Origin of the sequence: Paenibacillus sp. PK3_47 (assembly GCF_023520895.1) — a bacterium.
Taxonomy (GTDB): domain Bacteria; phylum Bacillota; class Bacilli; order Paenibacillales; family Paenibacillaceae; genus Paenibacillus_AQ.
Genome location: NZ_CP026029.1, coordinates 5129427 through 5144950, shown reverse-complemented (window position 1 = coordinate 5144950; position 15524 = coordinate 5129427). Strand labels below are relative to the sequence as shown.

Sequence of the window (15524 nt, the reverse complement as noted above, 5' to 3'; positions counted from 1 at the left end):
TTCATTTATTTCATACTGCCGACAAAGAAGGTCGCAAATTCGCGGTCCCGCTCTTGGGTTCTCACGACAATGGTGTACCAGCCTGTTTTCGGGAAGCTGACTTTGAACTGGCTGTTTACAAGTTCGTTATAGGTCAGTTTCTCCTTCACTAGCTTCAGCTGGCCTTCACGGTACAGACCAGGGTAATACAGAATATCAAAGGTACCTGCCTGGTTAACCTTATCCACACCGCCAACCTTCATGACGTTGAAGCCAGTCACTTTGAACGTAAGGGTATTGGTATTGAACAATGCAGATTCTCCGGAGGAAGCAGAGATCAGGGTATCGTTACCGAAGATGAGCAGTCCGCCATCTTTCACAACTACTACATCCTGATAGACAACCGTCTGATTCCCGACCTGGTCAACCGCTGTATACGCCACACGCTGGCGTCCAAGCTTGCTCAGATCCAGCCCGCTGATGGAGACCTTCACATCCGCTGCTGCGGATACATTATCGGAAACGGTGAAGCCGCCGAGATCCGTACGGAAGTTGAAGTCTTTCTTATCCTGGACAATACCTGCTGTTTCATTATTCAAGGTCAGCTCAGGCGGTGTGTTGTCCAGTCCCGCTATCGTTACCGGAACCTTGTTCACATTACCGAGCAAGTCCGAGATCGCAATTACCGGGGACCCGCTGCTTTCAAAAGCGCGTGAGTAGCTGAATGTGCCGCCAGCACTGCTGATCTCATTCGTATAACCCGCTCCGTCAGCGATCGGTCTCACACCGAAGAACATTTTGTTAGGTGCTGTAACAGAACCGCTGAGGGTAACCTTCACTTTACCTTTGGCATACTTCTGTCCGCCGATTGTAACGATCTGGTCTTCCGGAACAGCCTTGCCTTCTGCATCTACAAAGGTGTAGGTGATCTTTCCGACTTCCGGTGCTGAAGAGAGGATATTGTCAACCTTCTCTTTAATGACTGCCGTATTGCCATAGTCGTCGAGAACTGTAAATGACGCTGTTCCATTCTCAGTCAATGTAACACTGTTGTCCTGACTGACAATTTTAATCTGCTTGTCCGAATTGTCCGCTTTTTCTACCGTTAAGGTAGCTCCGGTGGAGAACAGCACATTTCCTGCGTTATCTTTCACAGTGTTGAAGGTGCCGCCGCCGCTCGCGCCGTATTGGTAGGAACGGGTTACTTTTACTTTTGGTGCTTCTTTATTAATATTGTTCACTTCGGCTATCACCGTATTGGTATTTCCTGCTGCATCCTTGATTTCAAAAGTGAATGTGCCGTTCTCTTTGAACGTGTAGGCGTTTTTGCCGCCATTATTCGTGATCGTTACCGGTTCAGAGGTACTCTGGAGATAGGCGGTTACATTGTTATTTGTTTTCGCCCCGTTCGAATACTCCACAGTTCCTTCCGGCTTGGTGCCATCGATATTCTTCACAACCAGATAGAGTGTATCTGTACGGGTCGTATCACTAAGATCGGTCAGATCAAAGCTATAGAAGCCATTCTCGTAAATTTTAAAATTATTCCCTGTGCGCACAGGCTGCGAAGGATTGATCTTCGAAGGCGCAACACGGATACCCGGCGGAAGCGTGATTTCAATATCCGCGCCTACCGTGGCATTGACCGGTCCGGTGGTACTCAGAGCAGCAAGGGCATAAACAGGCTGTACTGAAGTAGAAGCACCTTCGATGTCCAGCTTGGCGGCTTTACTGATCAAACCGCCTGGGGTTCTGTATTTCACCCACACCTGCAGCTGTTCAGGATCACCTGTCGGAACCTGTACGGCTACGAAATTGGTATATGGCTTCCAGTTGATCCAGCTTGTCCCGTTATCAGGGGAAACCGAGTATTCATAACCTGTTTTATCCTCTGTATCCAGGCTAAGCTTCACAATCGCTGTGTAGCCGTCCTTTCCATCACCAGACAAATAGATGAGAGAAGATTTGGCATCAGCCGGTGGTGTCTCCGGTTTTGAAGCCGCTGATACTTTGAAGGTTCCTGTGCTTGCCTTAACCGAGCTGTTTCCTGCTCCATCAGTGGCGAGTACATACAATCTGTAATCAGCAATTTCTCCTGCCTGCAGTTTTTTACCGTCAACAACCGCTGTTCCGTCCGAAGGCAGATCCAGCCACTCAGTGGAAGATTGTGCAGGTGCCGTTGCTGGTGCTCCTTCCTTTTCCAGAACCCATTGATATTTGCTGACAAGTCCTTTCTTGCTGTAGAACTCCGACACATTCACGAGTGTCTTGTGTTCTGGAAGCGGATAAGGAATGGCATTAATACTGAAGGTAACTTCAGGTGCTTCATTGTCAAAATAATAAGCTTTCGAATAGTAATAAGTTTTGTCGCTATGTTTCACCATAAGGTGGATATACTGCGTACCGTTCAGCAAAGGGTTAGCCGGAACTACGTAGCTGTAAGTGGCTTCACTTACGGTAGTATTCAAAGCCATTGCTCCCATTTGCGGAACAGCCGTTTCTTCAGTTGCCCCTGCTTCAGCAGGCGCTGCTGCAGGTTCTGCACTGCTTTCAGGTGCCGGAGTTTCTGCTGCTGCAGGCGTTTCTGCAGACTCAGCGCCGCTTTCCGGCGCTGCGGTTTCTTCAGCCGGAAGCGAAGTCAGTGCAGGCTCAACCGGTCCGGAAGACAAAAGCTTAAGAATGGCTACCGGTCCAATACTGGCTGTAACTTCAGCTTCTGCTTCAGCTGGTAATTCTGGCTCAAACGGAGCCGCAGGAGCTGCAGTTCCATCCTCACCTTCAAACAAAGATTCGATGGTCATAGGCTGAGTCAGATTTACGCTGCCCTCAAGGCCTGTAAATTGATCATCTGTTCCCGGACGAATGGAGCTGCTGCTGATTGCATAGCCAACGAAATCCGGTGTTACTCCGCTGATCTGGAAGGTTACATCATGACTCTTCACATAATCAGGATTAGCTTCCGGCAGGAACTGCGTCGGAATTTCCGCTTCAGAACTCACAACCACCGGTCTTTCCTGCGGTGTACCGATCGTCTCGTTACCCGCTTTATCTACTGCTTTCAGATAGAGCCAGTAAGATCCGTCTTCATCGATATCCTCATAGGTGGAACGCGTTACAGTTGTTCCGGAGTATTCGGCAGGTGTCCAGCTGCTGGTGTCTACAGACAGACCATCCTTTACCCACTGGTACTGTACGGAACTGACTCCACTGTGCGGGTCCTGTACAAGTGCTTGTACAGTGGCACTGGTCTCAGCCGCCATCGTAATGGAAGGACCTTTGTTATCCAGCTTGAGAATCCCTACTTCATGCGTCCAATTGGAATCATCCTGTTTGAAATCATCTAGACTCCAGACATTCAAATCACCATATTGTCCAACGGCTGCCAGCGCCTGGTTATCGGCATAGAAGATTTTATCCGCTTCCGAGCCCGAAGCCTCTGCGATCCATGCATCATACTGCGCTTGATGAGTTTTAACGTAGGCCTCTTTTTTCTCATACTGCATCAATTCCCGTGCGGAATCCCAGGTCATATCCGCAGTCCAGGTGTGCAAATACCATTCCCCGCTGTTATCGGTCTCAAATGCCTCTTCTGGCGGAGAGAGCAGGTTGGTCTTGTTATTCACAATCGACAGCTGCACATTCTCGAATTGTCCGGGATACAGCTCTTCCGACGGCTGTTTGGCAGCAAGCGCGTAACGCTTGAGAGCTGCGTAATTGTCTCCGGATACAGAAGCAAAAGGATCAGCCTTGTCCTGACTCCACCAGTAGTACACAAGACCCACTGAAGGAGATGCGCTATCACTCATGTTGGAAGGACGGTAGATTCCGCGGCTCGGCCGCTCTGTACCACGGTCTGCTACAGTCGGATCCAGTGAAGGCACTTTAATTGATGGATCATTGGCGTCGATCGTGATCTTACCCTTATTCTTATATTCAGTGTTGCTCGCGCCGCCCGCTTCGTAACGGTAACCGATAATCGGCTTCGTATTGTCGATGAACAGGTTCGCCCAGTCAATTTTGGAATTGGCCAGCGAGAAGTCGCCGCCCTCGATCCCCGCAATTTTCTCTTCATGTATCCCATCATAGTTCGCCGGCTGAATCATCAGATTGCCTGCATAGTCCTGGATAACGTCAGTATCCATATCGACAGGCAAGCTGCCGCCTTTGGCATCATTGGATACTGCGATTGCCTTCAGCAACGGGGTTTCCACGGTTAATCCGTCTGGCACTGTCATACGGAAGGTCCAATTTTTGGTGTTCTTGCCTGTAACATAGTAAGCTTTCATTCCGTTATTGAACAAAATAAAGGTTTTCTTCTCATCCCAGCCGTTTTTGATCACGGCTTCTTCTGTCAGCTGTAAAGTGAAGTCAATGACATCCCCTTTATTCAGCGTGACGCCGGTAAGGATCTCCGGCTGAATACCGTTCGCTGTCTTGGAATACTTAGGCCGCACGGCATCTACAATGACCCGGAAACCTTTTCTGTCATAGTCAAACGGGTTCACATTTTTGCCGTTCAGGTAGGCATTGCTTCCGCTGCTGGGCAGGTTGTTGAGATTTACAGTTGCTTTATTTCCGGCCGCATCACGGAGTACTGCTTCTTTCAATTTATTCTCCATCGACAAATCCATCGGTGCTCCGCCAGTAGTCCCGCCGGTAATTAATGGTGTCAAAGGCCGGTTTCCACTGTTATGAAACGGAACACCAGTGTATCTATAGCTGATTTTATTCTGATAGCTCTTCAGATTGTCTTTATTGTAAGTAATATTCGTCAAGTACTGCTGCTGTCCGGCCGCCGGAAGCCCGGTTCCATCCTCACTGATAAACAGCTTGTGCCGCAGGAAATAATCAGAGTTAGCGGAGACTACCGAGGACGGTTGAACCGGCTCTGTGAAATTATAGCTGAGTGTAATATTCTCATCTCTTTTAACATACAGCTCTTGCTGGTCAATGTTGGTATTCAAACGTTCTGCACCGTTGCCGGTAAATGTATAGTTGTTCAGCACCGGACGCTTCAGATCCTGAAACTTGAGGTAGAAGCCGCGCACACCCGCTGCTTCACCGTCGTCGTCCCCTTCGCCGTATACCCATATTTTGATAACAGAGTCAGGTTTGATGAGGGCCGTAGCAGATTTGTTATATTTTTGGCTGCTGCCTGTTCTTTCATTGATAATGTTCTTTCCGTCGACGCTTACTGTAATTGCCGAGTGGCGCGTCCAAATGAACCCGGAATGACGCCGCAGAACTGCAAAGCCGGTAACCACCTCTGCTTGCCCGCTTAGTGCCATATCATGCAAAAGCGGATTATCCTTTACACGAACCTCGAATGTGACCGTTGCTTCATTATCATCGACTCCGGCAAAGATATCTCCCTTAGCCCAGTCATATCTGGCATCCTTGTCGGTCTCAGTCTGGACAAAACCCGGTTCGAGATTATTGTAAAAGTTAAGAAAGGCGTTCTCCGCTGGGTAGGACATATTTCCCACACGCGCTCCGCTCTTTTCAAACTTCACCTCAAAGTCATCGCCCGCTGCCGCAGCCTGCCCGCTCCATGTATCGGGTATTAACGATAGCAGCATACCGAAGATCAAACTTAGCGAGATATACTTCCTGAATCTCTTGCTCATCAACAATGTAACGCTCCCCCTTATTCATTCATCATTTTCCATCCGCCGTATAGCAAGTGCTGCTGCAGTTTGAATTTGCTCCCTTCGCTCCACATTCTCCTTTCAGCTTGCTTTCCTGCGGACAAAAACGATTAAATCCTAATACTTCATTCCATATCTTTGATCCATATTATCAGACGGCTCTGAACAAACTCTTAACAAATCTCGACAAAAACCGTTTCAACAGGGCCTAAATGGGGTAAATCTCTCGAAAAAATGATAAAATTCACGTTTTCGTTAAAAAAAATGTCTAAAACAACAAAAAAAACGCAAGGAGCTTTCGCTCACTTGCGCATTTTTTCGTAATCCTAATCCATGGCACCTTGTTCTACTTCACCACCGGAGCCCGGCCAATGGCCGCCCCCACCTTCTCCAGAATGCTCTCCATCGAGGCGGGATCCTTTACATCATATTCGTCAATGTTGAGCCGCAGCACCGGACAGGCGCTGAACTCATTGATCCACTGGGAATACCGCTCATGCATATGCTCCCAGTAGGATACGTCAGTCTGGATCTCCATCTCACGGCCGCGTTCATTAATCCGGGTTAGAATCGACGGCAGGCTGCCTTCGATATAGATCAGCACGTCAGGATGCGGGAAATATGGAGTCATTACCATTGCCTCATACAGGCTGGTGTAAGTTTCGTAGTCCGTCTTCGACATGGTCCCCTGATCCGCATGCATTTTGGCAAAAATACCGGTGTCCTCATAAATCGAACGGTCCTGTACGAATCCGCCGCCCAGCTCGAACATCTTCTTCTGCTCCTTGAAGCGTTCAGCGAGGAAATAGATCTGCAGATGGAAGCTCCATCTCTCGAAATCATGATAGAACTTCTCCAGATACGGATTATGATCCACCTGTTCCAGCGAGGTCTGGAAGTTCAGCCGCTCCGCCAGCGCTCCGGTCAGTGTCGATTTACCAACGCCTACCGTGCCGGCCACTGTGATAATCGCATTATCCGGGATGTTGTATTTGTTCATTACATCAGCTCCTTTAATTGTGCGGCGATTGTAATGAAGTCTTGTTCATTCTCCACAAAATCAACCTTGTTGCCATCGATCGTTATAATAACGGTAGACGGTTCACTCACAGCGAGTGAGGCCATGGCGTTATCATAATCTTCTATTAACTGCTGCATGTATGCAGGTGAAATTTCTTCTTCGAACGAACGGCCGCGTTTGGCGATCCGGGCCATCAGGGTATCCAGATCCGCACGGATAAAAAGAATAATGTCCGGCTTCGGCAGATCATCGGTCAGCACATGGTAAATCTCGCGGTACTTGTCGCGTTTGGTTCCCTTGAGCGTACGCTCGCCAAAAATCAGGTTCTTATAAATATGATAATCGGAAATGACCGGTTTATCCTTATTTATGTACTCGTTCACGGTATCCTCAAGCTGCTTGTACCGGTTGCAGAGAAAGAACATTTCGAGCTGGAAGCTCCAATCGTCCATATTCTGATAGAACTTGTCCAGGAACGGGTTCTCCTCCACAATTTCCTTGATGATCGGCAGCCGGAATTCTTCTGCGAGCATGGTGGCCAGTGTGGTTTTGCCGGCGCCTATCGGGCCTTCAACGGCTATAAAAGGTGCATGTTTCATTAACGCTGTTATCCTCCTCAAATACGGACCAAGCCGGGTGACACTGTGAAATGGGTTTCCTCAAAAAAACAGACTCAATCATTGTATCACAGCTCGGCTTTTTGTGAACGGATGAATTTGAGTATTTTGTGCGGTGCAAAAAGAACCCGTATCCGCTTAAGCTTAAGCAGATACGGGTTTGTTCATTCATACTGCAGGCTACTCTTCAAATTTGCTGAGTAACCTTTTGAGCACTGCCGCAGCCTGGGCGCGGGTGGTGCTGCCTGCCGGGTCAAAGCTGCTGTCTGTCATGCCCTTCATAATTCCTTCATTTAATATCCGGGCTACATCATTCTTTGCCCAGCTTTGTATTTGGCTGCTGTCAGCATATTTTTCGAGTAAGCCCAAGCCGGCCGGGGTTGGATCTCCTGCACCAAGCAGCGGGTATGCCCGGATAATCATGGCGGCCATTTCTTCACGGGTAATTCTTTTATCCGGGAGAAAATGGTCATTGTCCCAGCCTTTAACCAGGCCTTCGGATACAGCACTGTACACAGACTTGCTGTACCAGGCTGACGGGGACACATCCGTAAATCTCCGGCCAGCCGTGTCGGCACGATCCGGCAGGTTCAAAGCTCTGACAAGCATGGCCGTGAACTCTGCACGGGTGATGAAATCATCGGGTTTGAACGTGGATTCGGAAGTACCGTTTAAGAGTAAGCGCCGCACCATCCAGTCAATATCCTGCTCGGCCCAATGTCCTGCTGTATCGGCAAAACGGCGGTGCATGATTGTTAGTGCAGCATATGGTCCCTTGGTATGGATATCGAACAGTAATCCTGTCCCCTTTGCATTCGGCGTACTCTTGACATAAACCCATCGTAATGCTGACTCGTCGTACCGGTAAATATCAACAAGATCCTTTTTCTCCGACAAGGACACAAATTCACCCTGTAGAGCCTTCTTAACAGCCACTACCGGAACCGCCGCTGCCTGAGCATGGCTCACCGTTTCGGCATGCACCATCACCGGCGGAGTAAGCACCTTCATTGCTGTACCCGGTTTGCCTGCTGCTTCGGCTGCCGCCGCCGGGAGCATCTCGCCCGTCTTTACAATTACCAGCCTATACTTTGCACCGTCTGCCATAGATGTCCCTTGCAGAGCTGCAGCGGCGTTGATCTTCACATTGATCAATACCGTTTTTATCTGCAGCGTGGCCGCTGCATCTTTCAATTGCAGCATGCCTTGAGCCGGAACCTGCAGAATGACACCGTCGGCTCTATCCTTTAATTCAAAATAGAGCTCTTTTGCCTTCCGGCCGTCCTTCAGTGCTTCCGAAATGGAATCTGCGCTGAGATCCACATACACAGTCTTTTTCCCGTCAGGTGTGGTTTTTGTGGAAATTCTCGCACCTTTACCTACATCAAGAGGGTCTTTCGGCTCTCCGCCCGGCGATGGCGTTGGACTTGCCGTTGGGGACGGGTTACCACTTGCCGTCGGCGTTGCCGTCGCAATTGGTGTCGGCGTTGGTGTCGCCGTCGCACTTGGCGTCGGCGTTGGTGTTGCCGTCGCAATTGGTGTCGGCGTTGGTGTCGCCGTCGCACTTGGCGTCGGCGTTGGTGTTGCCGTCGCACTTGGCGTCGGCGTTGGTGTCGCCGTCGCACTTGGTTTCGGCGTTGGTGTTGCCGTCGCACTCGGCGCTGGCGTCGGCGTCGCCGTCGCACTTGGCGTCGGTGCCGGTGTCGCCGTCGCACTTGGCGTAGGCGTTGGTGTCGCCGTCGCACTTGGCGTCGGCGTTGGTGTCGCCGTCGCACTTGCCGTCGGCGTTGGTGTTGCCGTCGCACTTGGCGTCGGTGTCGGTTCACCTCCGCCAGCGACACTTACATGGATACGGTAGGTCTTCGCTGTTGTTCCGCCCCCAAGATCTACGGATACCTCAATAATTCCGTCCTCAGGCAGAGTCAGGTTTTTCGTCATTCCGCTAACCGCCGGTTCCGAACCGATGGTAAGTTTTGCAGCAGCGTCGGCAGCGGCAGCAGTAATCTCCAGTTCCTTCATACCCGCAGGAAGTGCCAGAGTGTACTCGGTTTGTGCCGGATCGAATGCCGGCGTAAGTGTCCCGGTCCCAACGGACAGACCGCTCAGATTCGGATTCACATCAGGCGTTAATGCCAAGGTGCCTTCTCCAGACAAATTCCCTTCTTTATCCTTCACAGCTCCCGCAAGTATTTCCAGCTCAGAAGCTTCCAGAACAGCGTCGCTAAGTGTCAGCAACAGCTCTAAGGATTCACTGCTGCCCTGTTTCGTTGCGGCTACAGCCGATGTAATGATACCGGCTCTGCCATTCAGCGTAAACTTCGCAGCATCTGCGGCCGCCTGAATCGGCTCATTGTACGAGATCCGGATCATCCGTCCGCCGCTTTCCACCTTTGCTTTTACGGCCGTCGGCCCTTCGACATCAAGTTCTATCATCTGTACCGGATGCGGACCTGCATCTTTATCCAGCATCTTGGCATTTGCATAACTGGTGAAGAAACTCTTGCCCAGTTTCACACTGTATACCCCATCAAGAGATAAGTCTGTTTCGGGTATAAAACGTACGGTACGCGACAAGGATACATCCGGGTCAGCCGCACTATTCTCCACCTGAATAAATTCAGCGGTACCTTCCAGCGGGTTCAATTCAGCATCGGTGAGGATCACCGCTCCCTGCGTCAGATCGGTCACTTTAAGGTATTTGGAGAATGTAATATCCAAATAGCTTCCACCCTCATAAGTAACCCCTTGTACAGTGGAAACCTGGGGTGCCGCCCGGGAGACCAGTCCCGCATTCACCTCGGTATGCGGCGGCGGAACATCAAGTTCGTTACTTGACAGCGTTTCATAGCCTGCCTTGGTCCATATTACCTTCCATTTACCCGGCGGGACATCCCAGCCGTATTTGCCGGCCCCATCCGTTAATTGCGGATTTACCTGCTCATATTCTTCAGCCTTCCAGACTTTCCACGCTCCGGAGTTCGTGTCCAGATAGAGCACGGTTGCCGTTACGCCTTCAAGCGGATTGCTCACTACCGCTTCATACACGAATCCACTGGGGTCATAAATCCATTTTGGACTGGCTACCTTTATGCCCCTTTTCTTGTTCTTGTCATCCTCGTCTTTACATTCGTTGTAACCTGAACCGACTTTATCGATTTGCTGATCTACATACCGGTCAATTCTGATACTGGCATACTTGGTTAATCCACCTGCCGCGTAACCCGCAGGTCCGGCTAAAGCCATAGCACCGACCCAGGCCTTCAAGGCAGTTTTGCCTACTTCTCCAAGGATTACAGCAGCCAGAGCCTTACCGGCTTCTTTGGCTGTTGTCGGCATTTCATCTACACAATCCAAGCCGCTGGCTTCGACTTTACGCAAGATCTTGTTAATCTTACCCTCGTATTTGGAGTAGGTTTTGTACTGGCTTTTCACCTTCCAGATAGCACCGCCAATCGGGGCTACAGAGGTTCCCATCTCCACCGTGTATTGCCCTACACTTTTCCAGTCACCCGGTTTAGGCGGCCGGGCGAATGTGCCAATGCTCTTTAAGCTTTCTTCTTCCTGTAACAGGAGATTATTTGGCAGATAACCGCTCATCTTCATACTCATAGAGGTTTCGGTTTCTTCAGCCTCGTAATGCTCAAGGATTACCGGAAGCCCCGACCGGTTCGCCAGCTCCACTTCTTCAGCTGTAGGAATATACCCCGGGTTGGGATTGTAGGTCACCTTGATTTCCATCTTGGTATCATCAAGCTGCGGAAAATTCAGTATGGCTGATCCAGTGTAAATACCGTCTTTCAGTTCATAAGGCTCCATAGATACCACTTCGAAATCCCTCATTAACGGAGGCATCGATGCACGAATCTGGTCAATGTCCTCGACGGTATCGTCAATGGCGACCGGCTGCTGCTTCACATCATAATCCACATAAATAGCGCCCAGCGCATTCTGTGTTGTCGGGACAGTAGCCCGGAACAAAGCGCCCTCCCTTACCGCAGGGATGGACTCCCCATCCTGGCCGTCCATGTATACCCTGACATTCTCAACCTCATCAGGCTTTGTAAATTCCAGATCGAACAGAAACGGATGTCCCGGGACGACAGTATAAGGCAGATCCGGCACATTTTTGCCAACCTCCAGCGATATCCATCTGCCGTCCGGCGCCTGGGAATAGGCCATCCGCACCAGCTGCGGGAAGTTTACATCGAACTCCGCATAGACTTTTTCAGACTGCAGCTTTACGGTATTCATTTCAGTTTCTGCCCATAAAGCATGCATGCTCTGATTACCCATATCGACAAGGGTTACCGGGGTCTTCCAGATCCCCGAGGCATTAGCCACCGCTCCGGCGATCCGCACATCGGTATCATAAATGTGCACGGTGCTTCCCGCCGGCGCATAACCGCTTAGTACGGCCTGCATATCGGGGTCGGAGATTTTGTCCGGTGCATCCAGTGTAACTCTCGGCGTATCCAGGTGCACCGTGCCTATCGTTTCTTCCACACTCTCTGAATTCAGGGTTGCCTGAATTCTAGCAGCAGTGGATACACTGGCCTTATTGAAAGATGGTGCCACCTGAAGTTTGTAGGATACTGTACCGCTGCTCCCCTTAGCCAAATCGCCCAGAGGAACACGCAATATGCCTTCTTCCAGTGTGGCCTCTCCAGATCCGCCTGTTACGGCCATATTCCCAAGAGAGTCGGTAACAACTGCCATATCCTCCGGAATTTCAAGCAGGAGAACCGCATCCGCTGCCGTCAGGTTCGAATTGTTACTGTATGAGGTCTTCATCACGATTGTACTTCCCGGAATCGCCCGTGCAGGCTGAGCAGTCAGGTAATTTCCGGATTGGTTCATAAAATAACTGGACGGACTGAAGGTAATCTTGCCCAGATCCTTAATTTGATTCTCTTCGACGGTAAATTCAACGGTTGCATACTCATATTGGTTCTGGTGGCCCGTAGTGCGGATGATTTTGAGAATCTCCATCCGGAAGGTTCCGCCTTTGGGGATATTCACATTGAACGGATAACTCTGAAGCTGATCATCCCGTGCTTCTGTAATCCATTTCTTTCCTCCGTTAGGTGTGATTTCATAGATAGAGCCGCTATACATAAGATGCCGCCCGATCTCCACCTCGCCCTGAATCCGGGCTCCCTTTTCCTCCAGGCGGACCTCAATGTCGGCGTTGGAGTTTTCATCCATGATGGCACTTCCGCAAGCTCTCGCAAACCCGTAGATGTTGCCTTCCAAGCAGGCCTCTACCTCGCTGCCGGGTTTTCCGGCAAGTGTATAAGAATTGGAGAAGTAGCCTTTGGCCCACGCACCATTCGGCTTAATCGCCACCGTTGTCCAGATAAATTCATCGTTCATGTTGAGCGGCCCGATCCATTCCGTGTCCAGTGCCTTTTTGTATACGTTCAGGTTGACGACGTAATTTTCAGGCTGCTTCATAGGAATTTCCATGGCCGTCACGGCCTCGGCTTTTACATTCGCTTTGAGCAGCCCGGAACTGAGCTGGTACGACGACTGGATAGCTTCAAGCGTCACCTCCCCTGCATACAAATCCATCTTCACTTTGCCGTCAAAGCTGGTACGTGCACTGCTGACAACCGGCTTGCCTTTGTAGTTCTGGGTCGCGATAACGATAGCATCATATACCGGCTTGTTCTCCGGATCGCGCACCGTTATCTCCAGTTTTCCGCGGTCAGGGGAAACGAGACCAATCAATAATTCATTATCCCCTTTATCCAGCGTAATGTTTAAGGGCGTACCGGGCGCAAGCTCATATTCAACATCCTCCAGATCCAGCTCGGCAGTCAGGGTCTGGTTCTGCAAGAGCCCTTTGCGCCACCTCGTTGTCCCGTCATTCCCGGTTGAGGTCATTTCCACCAGCTTCTGTTCAGAATCCCAGAGATTCACCCGTATATTCGGGACCGGCTTGCCGTAGGAATCAAGCACCTTCACCCGCAGCTGTGCAGGCAGCGTAACCGGAATCTGGACGGAAGCGGTTCTGCCGGGTTCAATCAATACACCCTCCAGCCGTGCCAACTCGTACTGGTAATCCGGAGTATAGAGGACAACCTGTGTTTCCTCATCAGGCTCCAAGCCCTTCATAAGCTCCAGCTTATTTCCGGTGAGTGTGACGGATCTTTCAGCAACATCAAATTGATACAGTGTGAAGACGGCACCCTCCAGTTCCTCCGGGGGAACGCCGGTGAACTCAATATCCAGATTTCCTCCCACAGCGAGCGGCAGGTCAGCTGCTTCAATCTCTTCAACCTTTCCTTCACCGGTCAGAACCAGCTTCATTCCGGTAAGCTCAGCCAAATTCGGCGATAAGGTAAGGGACCCTCTGTATAATCCCGGAGCCTCTGCCAATTCCTTCAATAGAAGAGAGTCTGATTTTTGGACTTGCTCATCTCCCTCCCACTCCTTGTACGTCCATTCCACCGTTGCCTCGCGGCCCGCCGGTCCCTGGCCATACAGCTCAATCGTACTTTCCTGTTCCAGAGGACCCCATTCACTGCTGCGCTCTCCCACCCAGTCAAAGTACAGATCCTCTTCCGTGGGAGGATTCTCTCCTCCTTCTCTAAGCCAAGTGTAGGCTGGACCTCCCATACTCATCTGGTAACGGGCGTTAATAGCTTCCACCTGAATCAGATCTTCGTCATCCGTCCCTTGGGGAACATCAGTCAGCGTATACGTCTTTTCTTCAGCCGCAGGTATATAAGCGATACGTGCTCCGTTAAAATACAGGGCGTATCCCGTGACACCTTCCGCGTCGGAAGCTTCAGGCCAGCTTACGGTTATGTGATCCTCACCGATGTTTGTCGCCTCTATGCTGCTTCCTTTCGGCCATAGGGGGGCGGTTCCGGTTGTAGCCACAAAATAATCAAAGGATTCAAACTCCGTATCCCCGAGCGGCTCCATATAGGAAGAGAAAAAGGTAACCGTTGTTCCGCCGTTTCCGACTGTCGGCCTCATCGATGTAGCACCGAGCTTTACAGGGGATTCCGGCACAGCAATTTTAGCTGAACTGAGATCCTGAATACCCGCCACATAACTTTCAGCAGGATCTGAAGCATCGTCCCTTCTTACCTCATAGGCCACATAAGCGCCATCCGGGCTGATCGAGGGATACCTGCTGTCCCTGGCATGTTCACTTCCGTCCTCCTGCAGGGAGACTCTACGGAAGTTGTCTTCCGCTTTATCATAGACATAGATATCATCTTTGCCGTTGCTGTCTCCGGGAACCAGATCCTCCCGGTATGTGGTGAAAGCCACAAGCCTTCCGTCACCGCTGACAGAAGGTGATCGGCCATGGGCAATATGCTTCACTGTTCCATCTGCCGGATTGTAGAGGTACACACTTTCCGTTCCGGTATATTCCACTCCGGCGGTGAGTTTAGCTTTGGAGACAAAGGCGATGGCGCTGCCATCCCCGCTAATGGAAGGGGCCCAGCTGTCATAGTTCAGGCCTTCCTCCAGCGGTACGCTGATCCGTTTCAGCTTTTCCCCGCTTCCCTCCCGGTCGTAGAGATACACGTCCCGCTCTTCATCCGTATCCTGGGGCACAAGCTTTGCATCAGAATCAAAAGCAACGTAGCGCCCGTTCGCACTAATGGAGACATATTCCCCATCGTCGTATCTGAGCTCGTTCGTACCGCTTACTCCGCTCACGGTTTCCAGTTCGTCAGTCGTTCTGTCATACTGATATACCTTGGTGATCCCGCTTAGCAGTTCCTCAGCATAGGTGTATACGACATAGCGGGCATCCGGAGTCATATCGAAATAGACAACGGTTCCGGTGGAGTCCGGCGTCCGGACACGCTGGAATTCAGCTGTACTCCGGTCCTCGATATATACGGCCTTCCGACCTCTGCCTTTCTCATCATCGGGATCATAGGTCATAAACGCCATATATCTCTCATCGCTGCTAAGCTTGGTGAGCGGCATGTCAAACGTAGGGTACATAAAGGACGAGAGCCCCCGGTTTAATCTGCTGAGCAGGTTCCACGATGCGGGCGTACCGGGTTCTGTTTTCAACGAATCCAGAAGGTCAAAAACCCCGTCCGCACCATACACTGCATCAGTAACGGAAGGTCCTGCCGGAGAAATCTCCGGCATAGTGGACGCAACCGCAGTGCCAGGCATTGCAGCTGTAGCCAGTATCGTGAAAGCCAGCAGGGCAGCGAGCTTTTCTTTGATGGCCCTGGTAAATCCGATTTTCATTACATTCTACCCTCCCAATTTATA

4 protein-coding genes are annotated in these 15524 nt (G+C 50.7%); all 4 read right to left on the bottom strand.

All coding sequences use genetic code 11. The annotated features are described in order from the left end of the window. Positions 1–5: 5 nt before the first annotated feature. Positions 6–5606: a hypothetical protein gene (locus tag C2I18_RS22275; protein WP_249897919.1), complete on the bottom strand. Its 5601-nt coding sequence runs from the start codon at positions 5604–5606 to the stop codon at positions 6–8. 367 nt (positions 5607–5973) lie between these two features. Next, positions 5974–6627, bottom strand: a complete 654-nt coding sequence (locus tag C2I18_RS22270) for a deoxynucleoside kinase (RefSeq protein ID WP_249897918.1) — start codon at positions 6625–6627, stop codon at positions 5974–5976. Continuing rightward, positions 6627–7247, bottom strand: coding sequence for a deoxynucleoside kinase (locus C2I18_RS22265; RefSeq protein ID WP_249897917.1), 621 nt, complete (start codon positions 7245–7247; stop codon positions 6627–6629). Before C2I18_RS22265 ends, C2I18_RS22270 begins: the two co-directional genes overlap by 1 nt. A gap of 198 nt (positions 7248–7445) precedes the next feature. Beyond that, positions 7446–15500, bottom strand: coding sequence for an S-layer homology domain-containing protein (locus tag C2I18_RS22260; RefSeq protein WP_249897916.1), 8055 nt, complete (start codon positions 15498–15500; stop codon positions 7446–7448). Positions 15501–15524 lie beyond the last annotated feature (24 nt).

Excerpts from the sequence above, each read along its gene's own strand:
- C2I18_RS22275 (WP_249897919.1), bottom strand. The coding sequence starts at position 5,606 with ATGAGCAAGAGATTCAGGAAGTATATCTCGCTAAGTTTGATCTTCGGT.
- C2I18_RS22270 (WP_249897918.1), bottom strand. The coding sequence starts at position 6,627 with ATGAACAAATACAACATCCCGGATAATGCGATTATCACAGTGGCCGGC.
- C2I18_RS22265 (WP_249897917.1), bottom strand. The coding sequence starts at position 7,247 with ATGAAACATGCACCTTTTATAGCCGTTGAAGGCCCGATAGGCGCCGGC.
- C2I18_RS22260 (WP_249897916.1), bottom strand. The coding sequence starts at position 15,500 with ATGAAAATCGGATTTACCAGGGCCATCAAAGAAAAGCTCGCTGCCCTG.